General features: G+C 67.1%; 15 protein-coding genes and 1 pseudogene. 13 read left to right on the forward strand and 3 right to left on the reverse strand.

The genetic code is table 11. From position 1 onward, the window contains the following. Positions 1–92: 92 nt before the first annotated feature. The 6 genes and pseudogenes from MNR01_RS15995 to MNR01_RS17535 all read left to right on the forward strand — a co-directional run. Positions 93–1,556 carry a bifunctional 2-methylcitrate dehydratase/aconitate hydratase gene (locus tag MNR01_RS15995; protein ID WP_241918703.1) on the forward strand — a complete coding sequence of 488 codons (1,464 nt, stop codon included), beginning with the start codon at positions 93–95 and terminating at the stop codon, positions 1,554–1,556. Between the two features lie 175 nt (positions 1,557–1,731). Continuing rightward, the gene (locus MNR01_RS16000) at positions 1,732–2,835 is read left to right on the forward strand and encodes an OmpA family protein (protein WP_241918704.1); all 1,104 of its coding nucleotides are present in this window, start codon (positions 1,732–1,734) and stop codon (positions 2,833–2,835) included. 258 nt (positions 2,836–3,093) lie between these two features. After that, positions 3,094–4,173: an OmpA family protein gene (locus MNR01_RS16005; protein WP_241918705.1), complete on the forward strand. Its 1,080-nt coding sequence runs from the start codon at positions 3,094–3,096 to the stop codon at positions 4,171–4,173. Positions 4,174–4,415: 242 nt separating this feature from the next. Next, positions 4,416–4,895 (forward strand): hypothetical protein, encoded by a 480-nt coding sequence (locus tag MNR01_RS16010; RefSeq protein ID WP_241920658.1) that lies wholly within the window; start codon positions 4,416–4,418, stop codon positions 4,893–4,895. A 97-nt stretch (positions 4,896–4,992) separates the two neighbouring features. Further along, entirely contained in the window at positions 4,993–5,736 is a 744-nt protein-coding gene (locus MNR01_RS16015; protein ID WP_241918706.1) for a pseudouridine synthase, read from the forward strand. Positions 5,737–6,081: 345 nt separating this feature from the next. Beyond that, a pseudogene (locus tag MNR01_RS17535) lies at positions 6,082–6,282 on the forward strand (hypothetical protein); the annotation flags it as partial. Positions 6,283–6,382: 100 nt separating this feature from the next. On the opposite strand, the gene kbl reads toward MNR01_RS17535, so the two are convergent. Then, positions 6,383–7,588, reverse strand: a complete 1,206-nt coding sequence (gene kbl / locus MNR01_RS16025; protein ID WP_241918708.1) for a glycine C-acetyltransferase — start codon at positions 7,586–7,588, stop codon at positions 6,383–6,385. A gap of 184 nt (positions 7,589–7,772) precedes the next feature. Between kbl and MNR01_RS16030 the strand changes: the two genes are divergently transcribed. Continuing rightward, positions 7,773–8,447, forward strand: coding sequence for a hypothetical protein (locus tag MNR01_RS16030; RefSeq protein ID WP_241918709.1), 675 nt, complete (start codon positions 7,773–7,775; stop codon positions 8,445–8,447). A gap of 47 nt (positions 8,448–8,494) precedes the next feature. Here the strand turns inward: MNR01_RS16030 and tdh are convergent, their stop codons facing one another. Continuing rightward, positions 8,495–9,529: an L-threonine 3-dehydrogenase gene (gene tdh, locus MNR01_RS16035; RefSeq protein ID WP_241918710.1), complete on the reverse strand. Its 1,035-nt coding sequence runs from the start codon at positions 9,527–9,529 to the stop codon at positions 8,495–8,497. A gap of 135 nt (positions 9,530–9,664) precedes the next feature. Between tdh and MNR01_RS16040 the strand changes: the two genes are divergently transcribed. Next, positions 9,665–11,851, forward strand: a complete 2,187-nt coding sequence (locus tag MNR01_RS16040) for a S46 family peptidase (protein ID WP_241918711.1) — start codon at positions 9,665–9,667, stop codon at positions 11,849–11,851. A 115-nt stretch (positions 11,852–11,966) separates the two neighbouring features. Further along, on the forward strand, positions 11,967–14,132 hold the full coding sequence (locus MNR01_RS16045) for a S46 family peptidase (RefSeq protein WP_241918712.1): 2,166 nt from the start codon (positions 11,967–11,969) through the stop codon (positions 14,130–14,132). 210 nt (positions 14,133–14,342) lie between these two features. Here the strand turns inward: MNR01_RS16045 and MNR01_RS16050 are convergent, their stop codons facing one another. Further along, on the reverse strand, positions 14,343–14,747 hold the full coding sequence (locus tag MNR01_RS16050) for a DUF3224 domain-containing protein (protein WP_241918713.1): 405 nt from the start codon (positions 14,745–14,747) through the stop codon (positions 14,343–14,345). A gap of 128 nt (positions 14,748–14,875) precedes the next feature. Here MNR01_RS16050 and MNR01_RS16055 point away from each other — a divergent pair, with 128 nt between their 5' ends. From MNR01_RS16055 to MNR01_RS16070, 4 genes are all read left to right on the forward strand, one after another. Continuing rightward, positions 14,876–15,517 carry a histidine phosphatase family protein gene (locus MNR01_RS16055; protein ID WP_241918714.1) on the forward strand — a complete coding sequence of 214 codons (642 nt, stop codon included), beginning with the start codon at positions 14,876–14,878 and terminating at the stop codon, positions 15,515–15,517. Between the two features lie 56 nt (positions 15,518–15,573). After that, positions 15,574–16,863, forward strand: coding sequence for a bifunctional tetrahydrofolate synthase/dihydrofolate synthase (folC, locus tag MNR01_RS16060; RefSeq protein WP_241918715.1), 1,290 nt, complete (start codon positions 15,574–15,576; stop codon positions 16,861–16,863). 95 nt (positions 16,864–16,958) lie between these two features. Further along, positions 16,959–17,993 carry an SPOR domain-containing protein gene (locus MNR01_RS16065; protein ID WP_241918716.1) on the forward strand — a complete coding sequence of 345 codons (1,035 nt, stop codon included), beginning with the start codon at positions 16,959–16,961 and terminating at the stop codon, positions 17,991–17,993. Positions 17,994–18,028: 35 nt separating this feature from the next. Next, positions 18,029–18,601, forward strand: a complete 573-nt coding sequence (locus MNR01_RS16070; protein ID WP_241918717.1) for a CvpA family protein — start codon at positions 18,029–18,031, stop codon at positions 18,599–18,601. Positions 18,602–18,613 lie beyond the last annotated feature (12 nt).

Here is an 18,613-nt window from a genome sequence, read left to right on the forward strand (position 1 = left end):
GGCAATGGCGCCGGTACCTCACATCGAGGCCACCGGTGCCCCTCGACAATGCGCGGAGCCTTGCCACGTTGCCACGTTCAACGGGACCCGCCATGAGCCATGCCGACCTGCGTTCCGCTGTCCGTCCGCCGCCCGATGCGGCGATGGCGGACATCGCCGACTACGTCGTCGATTACCGCATCGATTCGCAGGAGGCCTACGACACCGCGCGCCATATGCTGCTCGACTCGCTGGCCTGCGCCGCGCTGGCAATGGATCACCCCGAATGCGTCAGGCACCTGGGGCCACTGGTCCCGGGCGCGGTGCTGGCGGGCGGCGCACGCGTGCCGTTCACCGCGCACGAGCTCGACCCGGTCCAGGCCGCGTACAACATCGGCGTGCAGATCCGCTGGCTCGACTTCAACGACACCTGGCTGGCGGCCGAGTGGGGGCATCCGTCGGACAACCTCGGGTCGATCCTGGCGGTGGCCGACTACCTCGGGCGCAAGGCGCAGGCCGGGGGCGGCCAGGCAATGACCGTGCGCGACGTACTCGGCCATGCCATCAAGGCGCACGAGATCCAGGGCTGCTACGCGCTGAAGAATTCCTTCAACCGCGTCGGCCTCGATCACGTGATCCTGGTACGGCTGGCGTCGACGGCGGTGGCCACGGCGATGTTCGGCGGCGGCAAGGAACAGATCATCACCGCCATCTCGCAAAGCTGGATCGACAACGGCGTGCTGCGCACCTATCGGCATGCGCCCAACACCGGGCCGCGCAAAAGCTGGGCCGCAGGCGATGCCTGCCGTCGTGCGGTGACCCACGCGCTCAATGCGGTCAAGGGCGAGGTCGGCTACCCGAGCGCATTGAGTGCGCCGACCTGGGGCTTCCAGGACGTTGCCTTCAAGGGCCAGCCGTTCGAGTTCGAGCGGTCGTTCGGCAGCTACGTGATGGAGAACATCCTGTTCAAGATCAGCTATCCGGCCGAGTTCCATGCGCAGACCGCGGTCGAGTGCGCGATGCGCCTGCACGAACAGATCGGGCGCCGGATCGAAGCCGAAGGCGTGGATGCAATCGAGTCGATCGTCATCCAGACCCAGGAGGCGGCGATGCGCATCATCGACAAGACCGGTCCGCTGGCGAACTACGCCGACCGCGACCATTGCATCCAGTACATGGTCGCCGTGCCGCTGCTGTTGGGCCGGCTTCGTGCCGATGACTATGGCGATGCAGTGGCAGCAGACCCGCGCATCGACGCGCTGCGCGAGAGGATGCGGGTGGAGGAGGATCCGCGTTTCACCCGCGATTATTTCGATCCCGACAGACGGTATATCGGCAATTCCGTTCAGGTTTTCTTCAAGGACGGAACGCAGAGCGAGAAGATCGCCGTCGATTATCCGGTCGGCCACCGCCGTCGACGCGGTGAGGGTATTCCGCTGCTGATGGCCAAGTTTGAAGCGGCGGTGGCGGCAAAACTGCCGAAAAGGCAGAGCGACGAACTGCTCGCGCTGGTGGCCGACCCGGAACGGCTGCTGGCCCAGCCGGTCACCCGGCTGATGGACGGCCTTCGTTGCTGAATCCCGCCCATTTGCCGGACGTTGGCACGGGAACTTCCGGGTTTGTTAGATCACCGTTAACACGGCTTTCACATAGGCAAACTTAACCTCCGCCCCGATGGCGTCGTCTGGCGGCCGTCCTAAGTGGGAACCTCGCAGACGCTGTTTCCGTTTTTATGATCAAGGAGCTGGATATATGAATAAGAAACTCCTCTGCGCCGCCCTGCTGGGTGGTCTGAGTCTGGCCCAGGCTGCCAATGCGCAGGAATTCGATGATCGCTGGTACCTGACCGGTGCTGCCGGCATGAACATCCAGGACAACGATCGCGGCACGCGCAATGCGCCGTTCGCTTCGCTCGGCGTCGGCAAGTTCCTTAATCAGAACTGGTCGATCGACGGCGAACTGAACTACCAGAATCCGAACATGGACGACAACCAGGATCTCAACTGGAGCCAGTACGGAATTTCGTTCGACGGTCGTTATCACTTCACCCAGGAAGGTCGCAACTGGGCGCCGTACATCCTGATGGGCCTGGGCTACCAGCAGTCCGAGCAGGAGTACGACAACTTCCCGAACCCGAACTCGCCGGTACAGCGTGACGAAGGCAACTTCGCCGCCAAGGTCGGTCTGGGTATCCAGAGCGCCCTGTACGGCAAGCGCGCTGCGATCCGCACCGAACTGGCCTACCGTGCCGACTTCGACGACAGCGACTTCAGCACCAATGCAAGCGGTGCGCCGCTCGACAACGACTCCTGGTACGGCGATCTGCTGGCTTCGGTCGGCGTCGTGATTCCGCTGGGTCCGCCGGTCGTTGCCGCCCCGCCGGCTCCGGCTGCGCCGAGCTGCGCAGACCTGGATGACGACGGTGACGGCGTCAACAACTGCGACGACAAGTGCCCGGGTTCGCAGGCCGGCCAGACCATCGGTCCGGACGGTTGCCCGGTGCCGGTGTCGATCGACCTGAAGGGCGTGAACTTCGACTTCGACAAGGCCACGCTGCGTCCGGATGCAGTCTCGATCCTCTCCGAGGCCACCGAGATCCTGAAGCGTTATCCGGAGCTGAAAGTCGAAGTCGCCGGTCACACCGACCAGTGCGGCAAGGACGCGTACAACCAGAAGCTGTCGGAGCGTCGCGCCACCACGGTGTACGACTACCTGACCAGCAACGGTGTGGACGCCGCGCGTCTGGTGGGCCCGATCGGTTACGGCGAGAGCCGCCCGCTCGAGGACATGGGCCAGGCATTCCCGGCCTGCAAGAGCGAGAAGAACCGTCGTACCGAGCTGAACGTGCAGAACTAAGCTCGCGACGCGGACTTCTCCGCAACGCAACTTCGAAGCCCGGCCTCGTGCCGGGCTTCGTCGTTGTGAGGGTTTGGCTTAGCAGACTTTTTCCCGAAAAAACGTTAACCAGTATTAACAAATACAATGGCAGTGTATGATCGCCGCCGTCAGTGACCCCCTTGGCCCCCTCCAAGGCCGATTCAGCGACCGCAAAGTGCGCCTGCCTGCAGTACGCCTGTGTTTCCCACCCGTTTCTGACTGATCAAGGAGTGACAGATGAAGATCCGTTTGTTGAGCACCGCCCTGTTGGCCGGTCTGGCCGTTTCCCAGGTCGCCAGCGCCCAGGAATTCGATGACCGCTGGTACCTGACCGGCACCGCCGGCATGAACATCCAGGACAACGACCGCGGCACCCGCAATGCGCCGTTCGGTGCGCTGGGCGTCGGCAAGTTCCTCGACCCGAGCTGGTCGCTGGATGCCGAGCTCAACTACCAGAACCCGAACAACGACGCCAACCAGGACCTGCGCTGGAGCCAGTACGGCATTTCGTTCGACCTGCGCCGTCACTTCCTGGCCGAAGGCCGCAACTGGGCCCCGTACCTGCTGATGGGCCTGGGTTACCAGCAGTCGGAAGAAGAGTTCGACGCGAGCCCGAATCCGAACTCGCCGGGCCAGCGTGACGAGGGCAACCTCGCCGCCAAGGTCGGCGTCGGCCTGCAGACCGCCCTGGGCGAGCACGTGTCGCTGCGCACCGAAGTGGCCTACCGCGCCGACTTCGACGACGCCAGCGTTGCAGCACCGAGCGAAGACTGGTTCGGCGACATGCTGGCTTCGGTCGGCGTCGTGGTCCCGCTGGGCCCGCCGCCGGTTGCTGCCGTGCCGGCTCCGGCCGCGCCGAGCTGCGCAGACCTGGATGACGACGGTGACGGCGTCAACAACTGCGACGACAAGTGCCCGGGTTCGCAGGCCGGCCAGACCATCGGTCCGGACGGTTGCCCGGTGCCGGTGTCGATCGACCTGAAGGGCGTGAACTTCGACTTCGACAAGGCCACGCTGCGTCCGGATGCAGTCTCGATCCTCTCCGAGGCCACCGAGATCCTGAAGCGTTATCCGGAGCTGAAGGTCGAAGTCGCCGGTCACACCGACCTGTGCGGCAAGGACGCGTACAACCAGAAGCTGTCGGAGCGTCGCGCCAGCACGGTGTACGACTACCTGACCAGCAATGGTGTGGACGCCGCACGCCTGGTGGGCCCGATCGGTTACGGCGAGAGCCGTCCGCTGGAGCCGACCGAGCAGACCATGCCGGCCTGCAAGAACGAGAAGAACCGCCGTACCGAGCTGAACGTGCAGAACTAAGCTCGCGACGCGGAACTCTCCGTAACGCAACTTCGAAGCCCGGCCTCGTGCCGGGCTTCGTCGTTGTGGCGTCCGTGATGCTCGCGTGATGCCGGTTTTTTCCGCCTTTTTTTGCGGTTGTCGCATCCGGCAGCCGCGCCTACACTGCCGACGCAGCCCTGGAACGTCCGGTTCCCGGGACGAAAGGAAGGAGCCGTGCCATGCGCGCGATGATGGGTCTGTCGTTGATGTTGATCGCCGGGATGGCGCAGGCGCAGTCCGCGCAATGCGGATCGACGGCTGCACCCGGGGCATTGCCGATCCGCCCGACCGTGGTCGCGCCGATCGCGCCGGAGCTGGTCGTGCCCAGCCATCAGCTTGGTGCGCCGACCGGCGTGCTGTCGCAGGCATTCGACGAAGCGCTTGCAGTCGACCAGGTGCTGTTCCGCCTGCGCCTGGAAGGCTGCCAGGTGGCCAAGGCGTTGCCGGCGGCAGCACCCGCCGCGGCGATGCCCAGCGCCAGCGATCCGGCCGCGTACAAGCCCAAGACGCAGTTCGACAACACGCCATGGCGTTTCGACATGAACCAGAACGGCAAGAAGATGACTGCCGAAGAGTTCGACGCGTGGATGAAGGCCAAGGGCGTGCGAGTGGCCAAGGGCAAGGGCGCTGCAGCCGCGCCGGCCGTCGCAGCTCCGGCTCCAGTCGCACCAGCCACGCCGGTCAAGGACGAGAAGAAGTGAGTAAAGCGGGGCGCATTCGCGCCCCGTTCGTTTGTGTCGCACCGCGCGTCTGCGCCGGTGCTTGCCGAAGCGCGCCCATGAGTGCAACGAATCGATGATGGCGTCCACGCCTCGCCACGGCCTTGCGCGCGTGCTGTCAAAACAAGGTCTATGTTCGCGCAGCGAAGCCGCGCGCTGGATCCAGTCCGGCCGCGTCGCGGTCGATGGGCGGGTGATTCGCGATCCGGAATTTCCGATCGTGCAGGGTCGCCATCGCATCGTCGTCGACGGCCGCGACCTCGATCAGGTGCCGCGCATCCACCTGATGCTCAACAAGCCGCGGGGCCTGGTCACCACGACCCAGGACGAGCGCGGGCGCGACACGGTCTACCGGTGCTTCGACGGTTCCAGCCTGCCGTGGCTGGCGCCGGTCGGGAGGCTCGACAAGGCCAGCGAGGGACTGCTGCTGTTCAGCAACGATCCCGCCTGGGCGGCGCATATCACCGACCCGGAGACCGGCCCCGACAAGACCTACCACGTGCAGATCGACACGCTGCCGGACGCCGCCCTGCTGGCGGCCCTGGTGGCCGGCGTCGACGAGGAAGGGGAGTGGCTGAGTGCCAGCAGCGTCAACCTGCTGCGCAGCGGCGAACGCAATGCGTGGCTTGAGATCGTCCTGGACGAAGGCCGCAACCGGCAGATCCGCAGACTGCTTGCCGCATTCGGGATCGGCGTGCTGCGCCTGGTCCGGGTCGGCATCGGCTCGCTTTCGCTGGGTGACCTGGGCAAAGGGCAGTGGCGTGAATTGAGCGGGGCCGAAGTGGCCGCGCTCGTTTCGCCTCCCTGTTCATCTGAGCGTTGAATGCCTGCAGTGTCGGATTGTGGGCGGCATCACTCTTTTAACGTTTCCTTTGCGCGGATTTGACGCCTACACTGCGGCCAACTTACGTCGTGGGGAGAGCTTGAGATGCGCAAGATGTCGATGGTGGTTTCGCTGCTGCTGGTGTCGGGCGTTGCCGCAGCGCACACGGGTATGAATGATCGTGCCCCGGTCGGCGCCGCCCAGTCCGACGTCGCTCGTTCAGCCGTGCGCATGGAGCAGGGCGTGATGGTGGCTGCCGGCAAGAAGACCAAGGCGGCTGAAGCCGCTCCTAAGGCCGAGGAAGCCAAGGCCGAAGTCGCAGCCGAGTCGACCCTGCCGGGCGAGTACAAGCCCAAGACCCAGTTCGACAACACGCCGTACCGCTTCAACATGAACCAGAACGGCAAGAAGATGACCGCCGAAGAGTTCGATGCCTGGATGAAGTCGCGCGGCATCCGCGTTGCCAAGGGTGCACCGGCCGCCGGCGCGCAGCCCGCCGCTGCACAGGGTGGCGCCCAGGTCGCCAGCGACGCCAAGGACAAGTAAGCGCTCGTCCTCGTCGAGTGGAATGCAAAAGGCCGGTCATTGACCGGCCTTTTGTTCTGGTGCGCTGCCGTTCGCGGTCAACGCATCACGTCATGTCGCGTCAGCCCTTCAGCACGCCCAGTTCGCGACCGATCTTGATGAATGCCGCGATCGCACGGTCCAGGTGTACGCGCGTGTGCGCGGCCGACATCTGCGTGCGGATGCGCGCCTGGCCCTGCGGTACTACCGGGAAGAAGAAGCCGATCGCGTAGATGCCTTCCTCCAGCAGTCGCGCCGCGAACTTCTGCGCCAGCGGCGCGTCGTACAGCATCACCGGGCAGATCGGATGCACGCCGGGCTTGATCTCGAAGCCGGCCGCGGTCATCTGCTGGCGGAAATAGGCGGTGTTGGTCGCCAGTTGCTCGCGCAGCTCGCCGGCGGACGACAGCATCTCGAACGCCTTGATTCCGGCGGCAACGACGTGCGGCGGCAGCGAGTTGGAGAACAGGTACGGACGCGAGCGCTGGCGCAGCATCTCGATCACTTCGCGACGTGCGGTGGTGAAGCCGCCGAGCGCGCCGCCCATGGCCTTGCCGAGCGTGCCGGTGAAGATGTCGATCTTGTCCATCACGCCCTTCACCTCGGCCGAGCCACGGCCGCTGGCGCCGAGGAAGCCGGTGGCATGGCATTCGTCGATATGCACCAGTGCGTTGTACTTCTTCGCCAGCGCGGTGATCTGGTCGAGCGGGGCGATGAAGCCGTCCATCGAGAATACGCCGTCGGTGGTGATCAGCTTGGTCCTGCAGCCGGCGGCATCGGCGGCCTGCAGCTGCTTCTCCAGGTCGGCCATGTCGCAGTTGGCGTAGCGGAAACGCTTGGCCTTGCACAGGCGCACGCCGTCGATGATCGATGCGTGGTTGAGTGCGTCGGAGATGATCGCGTCGTCTTCGCCGAGCAGCGGCTCGAACAGGCCGCCGTTGGCGTCGAAGCAGGCGGCGTAGAGGATGGTGTCTTCGGTTCCGAAGAAGTCGGCGATGGTCTGCTCAAGTTGCTTGTGCAGGTCCTGGGTGCCGCAGATGAAGCGCACCGAGGCCATGCCGAAGCCGTGCGTGTCGAGCGCGGCCTTGGCCGCGGCAATCACGTCGGGATGGTCCGCCAGGCCGAGGTAGTTGTTGGCGCAGAAATTGAGCACCGTGCGGCCGTCTTCGAGGGTGATCTGCGCCGACTGCGGCGAAGTGATCACGCGCTCGGCCTTGAACAGGCCCTGGGCGCGGATGGTGTCGAGTTCTTCCGCGTAGCGGGCGGTCAGGGCGGGGGAGTTGGGCATGGCGGGATTCCGTCGGTGGCAGGGCGCTGCGGCAAGCGGGCATTTTAGCCCGTGCGGCACCCGCAACACGTAGCCCGGGTAAGCGCAGCGCAGCCGGGTGCGGGAGCGATCCCGGGTGCGCTGCGCTTACCCGGGCTACATACGCTTGATGGGTTCGCTAGTATCTGCGCCCATGAGCCCGAGCGTGCCCCTCCGCACGACGCTGCCGCTGTGGCCGCTGCCATTCCTCGCGGCGCTGCTGCCCTTTCTGGTGAGCCACCTGGCATGGTGGCTGTCGCTGCGCGACGGGCTGATTCCCGCCTGCAATCCGTACTGGGACGGCTGCGTGTCGATCAGCCGGGCGGCACGCTACGGCCTGGGCAACCACCTGTTCCGGATGGTGATGCTGCCCAGCGCGACGATCCAGGCGCTGTGCTGGCTGGCCGCGACCGTGTGGCTGCGGCAGCAATGGCAGGTGCGTGCGCGGGTGTTGCCGTGGCTCGGGCTGGCAGCAGGCGTGTTCCTCGGCATGTACGCCACGTTCCTCGGCAGCGATGGCGCGATCTATCAGGTGCTGCGCCGCTACGGCGTGTATCTGTATTTCGGCTGCAGCTACATCGCCTTGATGCTGGTGCTGCACGCACTGTCACGCCTGCAGCCGCGGCCGCGCGCCTATGCGCCGTTGCTGGCGGTCGCGTGGGGCTTCCTCGCCATTGGCGTGACCGCGGTCGCGCTGGCTTATGCGCTGGCTGCCACGCCGTATGGCGATCGCTGGGAGAACGTGCTTGAGTGGCACGTCGGGTTGTGGCTGACCGCGATGTTCGCGGCGCTGGCGTGGTGCTGGTGGCGCGATGGCCTGCGCGTGGCACTGGTTGACTGACGGACGCCTGGCAGCGCCCGTCAGTCCAGCCCGTCACTAAAGTCCGATCAATTCCAGCTCAGCACGACCTTGCCGGCCTTGCCCGATTCCATCAGCTCGAAGCCCTGCTGGAAATCGTCGATCGGCAGCTGGTGCGTGAGCACCTTGCCGAGCGGGAAACCGCCGAGCACGAGCTGCGTCATCTTGTACCAGGTCTCGTACATCTTGCGGCCGTACATGCCGTGGATGGTGAGGCCCTTGAAGATGATCTTGTCCCAGTCGCAGCCTGCGCCCTTGGGCATGATGCCGAGCATGGCGATCTTGCCGCCGTGGTACATGCAGTCGAGCATGTCGTTGAAGGCGCGCGCGTTGCCGCTCATTTCCAGGCCGACGTCGAAGCCTTCCATGTGCAGGTCGGCCATCACGTCCTTGAGCGAGGTGTTGGCGACGTTGACCACGCGCGTGGCGCCCATGTCGGCGGCGAGCTTGAGGCGGTAGTCGTTGACGTCGGTGACCACCACGTTGCGCGCACCGATGTGCTTGCAGATGCCGGCGGCAATGATCCCGATCGGGCCGGCGCCGGTGATCAGCACGTCCTCGCCGACCACGTCGAACTCCAGCGCGCAATGCGCGGCGTTGCCATAGGGGTCGAAGAACGCGGCCAGCTCGCTCGGGATCTGGTCCGGGATCGGCCACAGGTTGCTGGACGGCATCACGATGTATTCGGCGAAGGCGCCATTGCGGTTGACGCCGATGCCGACGGTGTTGGGGCACAGGTGCTGGCGGCCGGCGCGGCAGTTGCGGCAGTGGCCGCAGACGATGTGGCCTTCGGCCGAGACGCGCTGGCCGATCTTGTAGCCGGTCACGCCCGGGCCGACTTCGGCGATGCGGCCGACGAACTCATGGCCGATCACCAGGCCTGGCTTGATCGTGCGCTGGCTCCATTCGTCCCACAGGTAGATGTGCAGGTCGGTGCCGCAGATTGCGGTCTTCTCGAGCTTGATCAGGACTTCATTGGGGCCGGGCGTCGGCACCGGCACCTCTTCCATCCAGATGCCCTTGCCAGCTTCGCGCTTGACCAGCGCCTTCATCGATTGCGTCATTGGGATCGTCCGCGGTTTGGCGGTAAAGAGACGGCAATTATACGCCGCCGACCCGGCCCGGCCGGGGGGCGGGTTTGCCCGGGCCGGCAGGATTGGCCTATCGTCGCCGGCTTCCCGAGCCGTCGAAACCGATCCATGCCGACCATTCGCCACCGTTTGTCCGCCCTGTCCATTTCGCTGCTGCTGGTGCTGGGAGCGGGCGCCGCCCATGCCGACGAGGGCATGTGGATGCCGTCACAGCTTCCCGACATCGCCCGCCAGCTCAAGGCGGCCGGCTTCAAGGGCAAGCCCGGTGATCTGGCCGAACTGGCGCGGCCGCCGATGAACGCGGTGGTCAAGGTCGGCGGCGCCAGCGGCGCGTTCGTGTCGAAGGACGGCCTGGTGCTGACCAACCACCACGTCGCCTTCGGCGTGGTCCAGTACAACTCCGGCACCTCGGCCAACGGCAGTGGCCGCGACCTGATCAAGGACGGCTACATCGCCAGCGACCGCGCCGGCGAACTGCCGGCCAATCCCGACTACCGCGTGCTGGTCACGACCGGTTTCGACCGCATCACCGACAGCATCCTCGCCGGTGCGCGCGGCAAGCAGGGGCGCGCGTACTACGACGCCGTCGACAGCGCCAGCAAGGCCGCGGTGGGCAAGTGCGAGAGCGAGCCCGGCTATCGCTGCAGCGTCGCCAACATGTACTACGGCACCGACTTCTACCTGGTGCGCCAGCTCGAACTGCGCGACGTGCGCCTGGTGTACGCGCCGCCGAACGACATCGGCAACTATGGCGGCGAGGTCGACAACTTCGTCTGGCCGCGCCATGCCGGCGACTTCACCCTGCTGCGTGCCTACGTCGGCAAGGACGGCAAGCCGGCCGACTACTCCGCCGACAACGTGCCGTACGTGCCGCCGTCGCACCTGCAGGTGTCGACGCGAAACGTCAAGGACGGCGATTTCGCCATGCTCGCCGGCTACCCGGGCGTGACGTTCCGCCATCGCATGGCGTCGGAGTTCGCCAACCAGATCCAGTGGCAGCTGCCGTCCCGCGTGGCGCTGTACCAGCGCATGATCGAGGTGATCGAGGCCGGCGGCAGCAAGGATGACGCCGCGCGCGTGAGCTACGCCTCGCAGGTGCGCAGCATGAAGAACACCCTCAAGCGCGCGCAGGGAGAACTTGACGGCCTGCGGCGCAGCGACGCGGCCAGGGTCCGGCGCGACGACGAGGCCGCGATGTACGCCTGGCTCGACAAGCAGGCCGACGCCGCCACGACGCGCGCCGACATCGGTGCCGCGCAGGCGGTGATCGACCAGGGCGTGGCCACGCGCGAGCGCGACCAGCTGCTGGCCGTGATCCAGTCGCAGACGCAACTGTTGCGCGCGGCGATCTCCCTGCAGCGCTGGGCCGCCGAGCAGCCCAAGCCCGACGCGCAGCGCGAGACCGGTTACCAGCAGCGCGACGAAGTGCTGATCACCGGCCAGCTCAAGCAGGTGCAGCGCCGCTATGCGCCGGCGATCGAGAAGGCGCTGCTGACCGAACTGCTGACCCAGTACCAGGCCTTGCCGTCGGCGCAGCACGTGGCCGAGTTCGATGCGGTGTTCGGCACCACGCCCGCGCAGCTGAAGACGCGGCTGGACGCGCTGTATGCAGGTACGCAGCTGGGTGACGAGGCCACGCGTCTTGGCGCGATGAAGACCGGCAGCGCCACGCTGGCGAAATCCCGCGACACCCTGCTCAAGGCGGCGGCGACGCTGCTGCCGGCGATCCAGCGACTGGAAGAAGAGAGCAAGGCCAGCGCCGGCGAGTTGCTGCGACTGCGCCCGGCCTACATGCGCGCGCTCATCGCCTATCGCAAGTCGCAGGGCCGCGCGGTCTACCCGGATGCCAACTCGACCCTGCGCGTGAGCTATGGCCGCATCAGCGCGATGGATCCGCGCGACGGGGTGCACTATCTGCCGCTGACCACCGTGCAGGGCATCGTCGAGAAGCACACCGGCGAAGAACCGTTCAACGCGCCGCAGCCGTTGCGTGACGCGATCGCCAAGGGCGACTTCGGCAGCACCGCCGAGCCAAGCCTGGGCACGCAGACGGTGGACCTGATGACCAACCTCGATACGACCGGTGGCAATTCCGGTTCGCCCGTGCTCGACGCCAGGGGCGACCTGATCGCGCTGAACTTCGACAGCAACTGGGAAGCGGTGAGCGCGAGCTGGATGTTCGATCCGCGCTACAAACGTGCCATCCATGTCGACATGCGTTACCTGCGCTGGCTGTTGGCGAAGGTGTATCCGGCGCCGCATCTGCTCAAGGAGATGAACCTGCCGGCGGAGTGACCGGCAGCGCATTCAGGTTGCCTTCTCCTGCTCGCGGGAGCAGGCAACCGTACGGAGCCCTCTCGCAAACGATGGGCTAGACTCGCCCGTTGATCTTCCTGCTCGGAGTGGATGCATGCGTCATGGTGTGTTGGCGGTTGCGGTACTGGGTGCGATGGCCGGAGTCGGCGTCGCCCGGGCAGGAGAGGGCATGTGGGTGCCGCAGCAGTTGCCGGAAATCGCCGGCCCGCTGAAGAAGGCCGGCCTCAAGCTCAATCCCAAGCAACTGGCCAACCTCACCGGCGACCCGATGGCCGCGGTGGTTTCGCTGGGCGGATGCACGGCCAGCTTCGTCTCGCCGCAGGGCCTGGTGGTGACGAACCACCACTGCGCCTATGGCGCGATCCAGCTCAACTCCACGCCCGAAAAGAACCTGATGAAGGACGGCTTCAACGCTGTCACGCAGGCCGGGGAAGTGTCCGCCGGACCGAATGCGCGCATCTACGCGCTCGACACCATCCAGGACGTGACCCGCCAGGTGCAGGACGCGATCGCGGCCGCACCCGATGCGCTCGGTCGCACCGCCGCGCTGGAGGCGATCGAGAAGCAGCTGGTGGCCTCGTGCGAACGCGAGGCCGGTTTCCGCTGCCGTCTTTACAGTTTCTCCGGCGGCAATGCCTACCGTTTGTTCCGCAACCTCGAGATCCGTGACGTACGCCTGGTCTACGCGCCTCCGGGCGGCGTCGGCAACTTCGGTGGCGAAGTCGACAACTGGACCTGGCCGCGGCATACCGGCGACTTTTCCTTCTACCGCGCGTACGTCGGCAAAGACGGCAAGCCGGCCGCGTATTCGCCCGACAACGTGCCCTACCAGCCCAAGGCCTGGCTGAAGTTCGCCGACAAGCCGCTCGTGGCCGGGGACTTCGTGATGGTCGCCGGCTATCCGGGCCGCACCGCGCGCTACGCGCTGGCCGAGGAGTTCGAGGAAACCGCGAACTGGACCTACCCGACCATCGGCGGCCACTACAAGGACCTGGTCGCGCTGGTCCAGGCCGAGGGGCGCAGGAACCCCGATGTCGCGGTGAAGTACGCCAGCACCGTGAAGGGCTGGCAGAACACGATGAAGAACTACGACGGCCAGCTCGCCGGCTTCAAGCGCATCGATGCCGCCAGCCGCAAGCAGGCCGAGGAAACCGCGGTGCTGGAGTGGCTTCGCCAGCAGGGCGGCAAGGGCGAACCGGCGCTGGCCGCGCACGCGAAGTTGCTCGAGCTCGACGATGCCGCGCGCGTCAATCGCGAACGCGACCTGGTGTTCGGGCAGCTGCGCAGCACCGGCGTGCTCGGTGCGGCGACGCAGCTGTACCGGTTGTCGCTCGAGCGCGCCAAGCCCGACCCGCAGCGCGAGCAGGGCTACCAGCAGCGCGACCTGGCCACGTTCGAAGGCGGCATGCGGCAGATGGAGCGTCGTTACGTGCCGGCCATGGATCGCCAGCTGCAGGCCTACTGGCTGCGCGAGTACACCAAACTGCCGGCGTCGCAGCGCGTCGCCGCGATTGAGAAATGGCTGGGCGGCAGCGACGACAAGGCGATCAATCGCGCCCTCGACAAGCTGGCCAGGACCAACCTGGGCATCACCGAACAGCGCCTGCGGCTGATGACTGCCAGCAGCGCCGAGCTGGAAAAGAGCAAGGACCCGGCGATCCAGTTCGCCGTGGCGATCATGCCGACCGTGCTGCAGCTGGAAAGCGAGGGCAAGGCCCGCGCCGGCGACGCGCTGTTGGCGCGGCCGCTGTACCTGCAGGCGGTGGCCGATTACCGCAAGAGCAAGGGACAGTTCGTCTATCCCGATGCCAACTCATCGCTGCGCATCACCTTCGGCAACGTCACCGGCTACACCAAGCTCGACGGCAGCAAGCAGATGCCGTTCACGCGCCTGGAAGAAGTCGCCGCCAAGGCCACCGGCCAGGATCCGTTCAACGCGCCCAAGGCGCTGCTGGATGCGGTCGCGGCGAAGAACTACGGCGGCCTGGCCGACAAGAAGCTCGGCACGGTGCCGGTGAACTTCCTGTCCGACCTGGACATCACCGGCGGCAATTCCGGTTCACCGGTGCTCGATGCACAGGGCAAGCTGGTGGGCCTGGCCTTCGACGGCAACTGGGAGTCGGTCAGCAGCAACTGGGTGTTCGACCCGGCGATGACGCGGATGATCTCGGTCGACCAGCGCTACATGCGCTGGATCATGCAGGAGGTCTACCCGGCGCCGCAGCTGTTGCAGGAGCTGGGTGTCGCGAAGAAGCAGTGACGGAACGGTTGCCCCGGGTGCGGCCTGCGGCCTTACCCGGGCTACGCGCCCAGCCCGACACCCCGTCCGCACGTAGCCCGGGTAAGCAAAGCGCACCCGGGAACAGGCACCGCATCCGCAGTAGCCCGGGTAAGCGAAGCGCACCCGGGAACCGGCACCGCATCCGCAGTAGCCCGGGTAAGCGAAGCGCACCCGGGAAAAGCGCCCGCCTCACTCCGGCTGGGTAAGCTCGTAGTCGAAGCTATAGAAGTGCTTGCCATCGGCAATGTCGATGGTCATGCGCCCGGACAGTCCCTTGAGCTCACCGCTGCCCGAGTCCGGCACGACGGTGACTGCCAGCGTCGGTGCGCCACGGTCGAGCGTGCCGGTGTGCTGGGTGAGGAAGGCGCCGACGCGACCATCGAGCGATCCGGCGATGCGCTCGACAGCGACATAGGCCGCCGAACCTTCGACCTCGGTGCCGACGGCCAACATGTGCACCACCGCGGTGGCGTCGAGTGCGCCGTGGAAGCGTTTGTCGAATCGGAAATGTCCGGCGACGGCACCGTCGCCCAGGTCGCATCCGCCTTCCGGCGTGCGCTTGACCTCGAATTCGCCCTTCACCTGCTGTGCCATCGTCGTGCTCCCTGCGCGTTCCTGAGTGGTGAATCCTCGCTCACGATTCCGGCGGTTGCCAGTGCAACGGTTGTGCCGTCGCCGGCATTTGCCTAGGCTGCGGGACTGCCTTCCCCACAGACCAGAGCATGCGCATTCTCTTAGCCCGTCACGGCGAGACGCCGTGGAACGCCGAAGGCCGCTACCAGGGCCAGGAAGACATCCCGCTGTCGCCGGTCGGCATCGGCCAGGCGCGCGCGCTCGGCGAGCGCCTGCGTGAGCTGCCGATCACCCGTGCCGTCGCTTCGCCGCTGACGCGCGCGCGGCAGACCGCCGAGTTCGCCCTGGGCGGGCGCGATCTGCCGCTGACCCTGGATCCGGGCCTGATGGAGATCGCCCACGGCACCTGGGAAGGTCTGCTGGCCAGTGAGATCGGCGAGCGTGACGGTGAGCGATTGAAGGCCTGGCGCGATGCACCGCATGAGGTGCTGATGCCGGAGGGCGAGTCGCTGCAGCATGTGTTCGACCGTGCCTGGCCGGCCTTCGCGCGCGCAACCGATGGCCTGGGCGACGGCGACACGCTGCTCGTGGTCGCCCACGATGCGGTCAATCGCGTGCTGCTGTGCCACGTGCTGGGCATCCCGCTGTCGCGGCTGTGGGGTTTCCGCCAGGCGCCGACGACGATCAATCTGCTGGAAGGTCCGGACGTCGATCATCTCGAAGTGGTCCGCCTCAACGACTGCAGCCACCACACGCTGCTGTTCGGGGAAGCGGTGCACCGGGCGCTGTAACCCCGGCGCAGGAGCGAGCCTGCCGGAGCGCACAGGGACAGGCGATAATGCGCGCCATGAACCGCACGCTTGCCGACTGGCTCGAGTACATCGAGCGCATCCACCCGAAAACCATCGACATGGGCCTGGAGCGCATCGGCGAAGTTGCCCGGCGCCTGGGCCTGAAGCGGCCGGCGAAGAAGGTCATCACTGTCGGCGGTACCAATGGCAAGGGGTCGACGGTCGCCTTCATCGAGGCGATTGCGCGCGCCGCCGGCCGCAAGGTCGGTGCCTACACCTCGCCGCACCTGCTGGCCTACAACGAGCGAATCCGCATCGAAGGTGCCGATGCCGGCGACGCCGACCTGGTCGCTGCGTTCGAGGCGATCGAGGCGGCACGCGGCGATGTCGCGCTGACCTATTTCGAGTACGGCACGCTGGCGGCGTTGTGGTTGTTCGAGCGCGCTGGGCTGGACCTGGCGATCCTCGAGGTCGGCCTGGGCGGGCGCCTGGACGCGACCAACCTGGTCGATGCCGACGTCGCCATCATCACCACCGTCGATCTCGACCATCAGGATTACCTCGGCGATGAGCGCGAGGCGATTGGCGTGGAGAAGGTCGGCATCGCGCGGATGGGCAAGGCGCTGGTGCTGGGCGATGACGATCCGCCGTCGAGCGTTCTCGGCCACGCCTACCGCATCGGTGCGTCGACCTGGCGCATCAGCAACGATTTCTTCTTCGAGGTCCTGCCTGTGCAGCTCGATGCCGGCGGCCAGTCGTTGCCGCCGCGCTGGCGCTGGCGCGAGGTCGGCTATCGGCAGGAGCTGCCGATGCCGCGCCTGGCCGCGCCGGTGCAGTTGCGCAACGCCGCCGTCGCCATCGCCGCGCTGCGTGCACTGGGCAAACCCGTTCCGCGCCAGGCCATCGCCGAGGGCGTCGCCAATGCAGACGTCAGTGGCCGTCTGCAGCGCTTCGATCGTGGCGGCGTCGAGGTCGTGGTCGATGTCGGCCACAACCCGCAGGCGGCGCGCGCGCTGTCGGCCTGGCTGGCGGCGAACCCGGTGGCGGGTTCGGTCCATGCGGTCTACGCGGCGCTGTCGGACAAGGACGTCGCCGGTGTCGTCGCCGCAATGGCGCCGCAGGTCGGGCAGTGGCATCTGGCCGGTCTGTCCGGGCCTCGCGGTGGCAGTGTCGAGGCGCTGGCCGGGCGCCTGCAGGGCACGCCTGCGGCCTTGGGCTCACGTCATGAGCGGTTGGAAGACGCCTTGCGCGAAGCGCATGCACAGGCAGCGCCTGGCGACCGCGTGATCGTGTTCGGTTCGTTCCATACCGCGGCCGCCGCGCTGCAGTGGCTGGGGCACGACTGAACGGCGCGGGATGATCTGTTTTCGCCGATCGACGGTCACGGCGGGCGGCGAGGGTATAATTCGCGCGGCAATCCGCCTGCGGTGTGCGAGACCCGATGGAACCTGCCCTGAAACAGCGACTGATCGGCGCGACGGTACTGGTCGCGCTGGCGGTGATCTTCCTGCCAATGCTGATCAAGGGCCCGGCGCCCGAAAGCGGAGCCTCCGACGTTCCCCTCAAGCTTCCCGATGCCCCGCAGGGCGAATTCGAGACGCGCGAGCTGCCGCTGGTCACCCCGGGCCAGGCGCCGCAGGGCGGGGCAGTGGGGATGGACGCAGGCGACGCCGACAAGTTGCCGACGGTCGATACCACGACCACCACGGCGACCGCACCCGCACCCGATGACACCACGTCGCCCGCCGGTACCGCCGGTGGCAACTTCGCCGTGAGCTTCGGCAGTTACGCCTCCACGGGCGACGCCGACCGCGTAGTGAGGGCGCTGGCCTCCGCGCAGCTGCCCGGATACCAGGAAGCCGCGCCGGCCAGTGGCGGCCGCACCCTTTACCGCGTCCGCATCGGACCGTACGCAACCCAGGCCGAGGCCGAGGCCGCGCGCCTGCAGTCGGCGCGCGTGCGCAGCGACGTTGGTGCCAAGGTCGTGACCCTGGATGCAGATGCCGCAGCGCCGGCACCGGCCGCGCAGACCGCTGCCGTGGAATCCGCGCCTGCGGTTTCGGCGGCGGTGCCGCTGGCCGACTCGACGCCGGCAGCGCGCCCGGCGCCGCTGCCGCCGGAGCCGGCCAAACCGGTCAAGCCCGCCGCCGAGGCCCCGGCCAAGCCGGTCGCCAAGCCGGCACCGACGACCGTGGCCAGCGCCGCCCCCGCGGCAGCGCCGGCCCGCCCTGCGGCTGCCGATACCGGCTTTGCGGTCCAGCTGGGTGCCTTCGGCAGTGCCGAGGAGGCAGCCAAGCTGCGTGATCGCGCCCGCGCGGCCGGGTTCAGCGCCTTCGTCGAGCAGGTCCGGACCGACAAGGGCGTGCTGAACCGGGTCCGTGTCGGGCCGGTGGCCAGTCGCGCCGATGCCGACCAGCTCAAGGGTCAGGTCGCGGCGAAGCTGGGCGTCAGCGGCATTGTCCGACCGCATCCCTGACCCCATCTAGGCCACACGGACAATGAGCGCAGCACATGAGCGCGATTGACTGGGTGCTGCTGGCGGTAGTGGCGGCATCGGCGCTGTTCGGGCTGATGCGCGGCTTCGTCGGCGTGCTCGCCTCGCTGGCCGCGTGGGTGCTGGCGGGCTGGGCGGCGTTCAAGTTCGGCGCGCAGGTCGCGCTGTTGCTGGCCGGCGATGGCGACGCCGGTCCCGGTGAGCTGCTCGCCGGTTACGCATTGAGTTTCATCGGTGTGTTGATCGTGGTCGGCCTGGTGGGCTGGCTGGTACGCAAACTGGTGCAGTCGGTGGGCCTGTCCGGGCTTGACCGGCTGCTGGGCCTGGCGCTGGGTGTGGCGCGCGGTGCGTTCGTCGCCTGCGCGCTGGTCCTGCTGCTGGGCCTGACGGCGATGCCGCGCGAGGCGCAGTGGCAGCAATCGCAGGTACTGCCGGTGTTCGTGCCGGGCGCACAGTGGCTGCGCACCTGGTTGCCCGACTGGGCGGCCGCGCAAGTCGACCTGGATGGTCGTGAACAAGCACTCCCGGCGCCGCAATCGCCGGGACACGAAAACGACCAGGCGCTGCCGGCGCCGGTCAGCGGGGCCTGACGGCCGCGCACG

It is taken from the genome of Lysobacter sp. S4-A87 (assembly GCF_022637455.1).
Taxonomy (GTDB): domain Bacteria; phylum Pseudomonadota; class Gammaproteobacteria; order Xanthomonadales; family Xanthomonadaceae; genus Lysobacter_J.

What these genes read in the sequence shown, in the direction of transcription:
- MNR01_RS15995 (WP_241918703.1), top strand. Translation starts at nt 93, where the DNA reads ATGAGCCATGCCGACCTGCGTTCCGCTGTCCGTCCGCCGCCCGATGCG.
- MNR01_RS16000 (WP_241918704.1), top strand. Translation starts at nt 1,732, where the DNA reads ATGAATAAGAAACTCCTCTGCGCCGCCCTGCTGGGTGGTCTGAGTCTG.
- MNR01_RS16040 (WP_241918711.1), top strand. Translation starts at nt 9,665, where the DNA reads ATGCCGACCATTCGCCACCGTTTGTCCGCCCTGTCCATTTCGCTGCTG.
- MNR01_RS16015 (WP_241918706.1), top strand. Translation starts at nt 4,993, where the DNA reads ATGGCGTCCACGCCTCGCCACGGCCTTGCGCGCGTGCTGTCAAAACAA.
- MNR01_RS16070 (WP_241918717.1), top strand. Translation starts at nt 18,029, where the DNA reads ATGAGCGCGATTGACTGGGTGCTGCTGGCGGTAGTGGCGGCATCGGCG.
- kbl (WP_241918708.1), bottom strand. Translation starts at nt 7,588, where the DNA reads ATGCCCAACTCCCCCGCCCTGACCGCCCGCTACGCGGAAGAACTCGAC.
- MNR01_RS16005 (WP_241918705.1), top strand. Translation starts at nt 3,094, where the DNA reads ATGAAGATCCGTTTGTTGAGCACCGCCCTGTTGGCCGGTCTGGCCGTT.
- MNR01_RS16010 (WP_241920658.1), top strand. Translation starts at nt 4,416, where the DNA reads ATGGCGCAGGCGCAGTCCGCGCAATGCGGATCGACGGCTGCACCCGGG.
- tdh (WP_241918710.1), bottom strand. Translation starts at nt 9,529, where the DNA reads ATGACGCAATCGATGAAGGCGCTGGTCAAGCGCGAAGCTGGCAAGGGC.
- MNR01_RS16065 (WP_241918716.1), top strand. Translation starts at nt 16,959, where the DNA reads ATGGAACCTGCCCTGAAACAGCGACTGATCGGCGCGACGGTACTGGTC.
- MNR01_RS16050 (WP_241918713.1), bottom strand. Translation starts at nt 14,747, where the DNA reads ATGGCACAGCAGGTGAAGGGCGAATTCGAGGTCAAGCGCACGCCGGAA.
- MNR01_RS16055 (WP_241918714.1), top strand. Translation starts at nt 14,876, where the DNA reads ATGCGCATTCTCTTAGCCCGTCACGGCGAGACGCCGTGGAACGCCGAA.
- folC (WP_241918715.1), top strand. Translation starts at nt 15,574, where the DNA reads ATGAACCGCACGCTTGCCGACTGGCTCGAGTACATCGAGCGCATCCAC.
- MNR01_RS16045 (WP_241918712.1), top strand. Translation starts at nt 11,967, where the DNA reads ATGCGTCATGGTGTGTTGGCGGTTGCGGTACTGGGTGCGATGGCCGGA.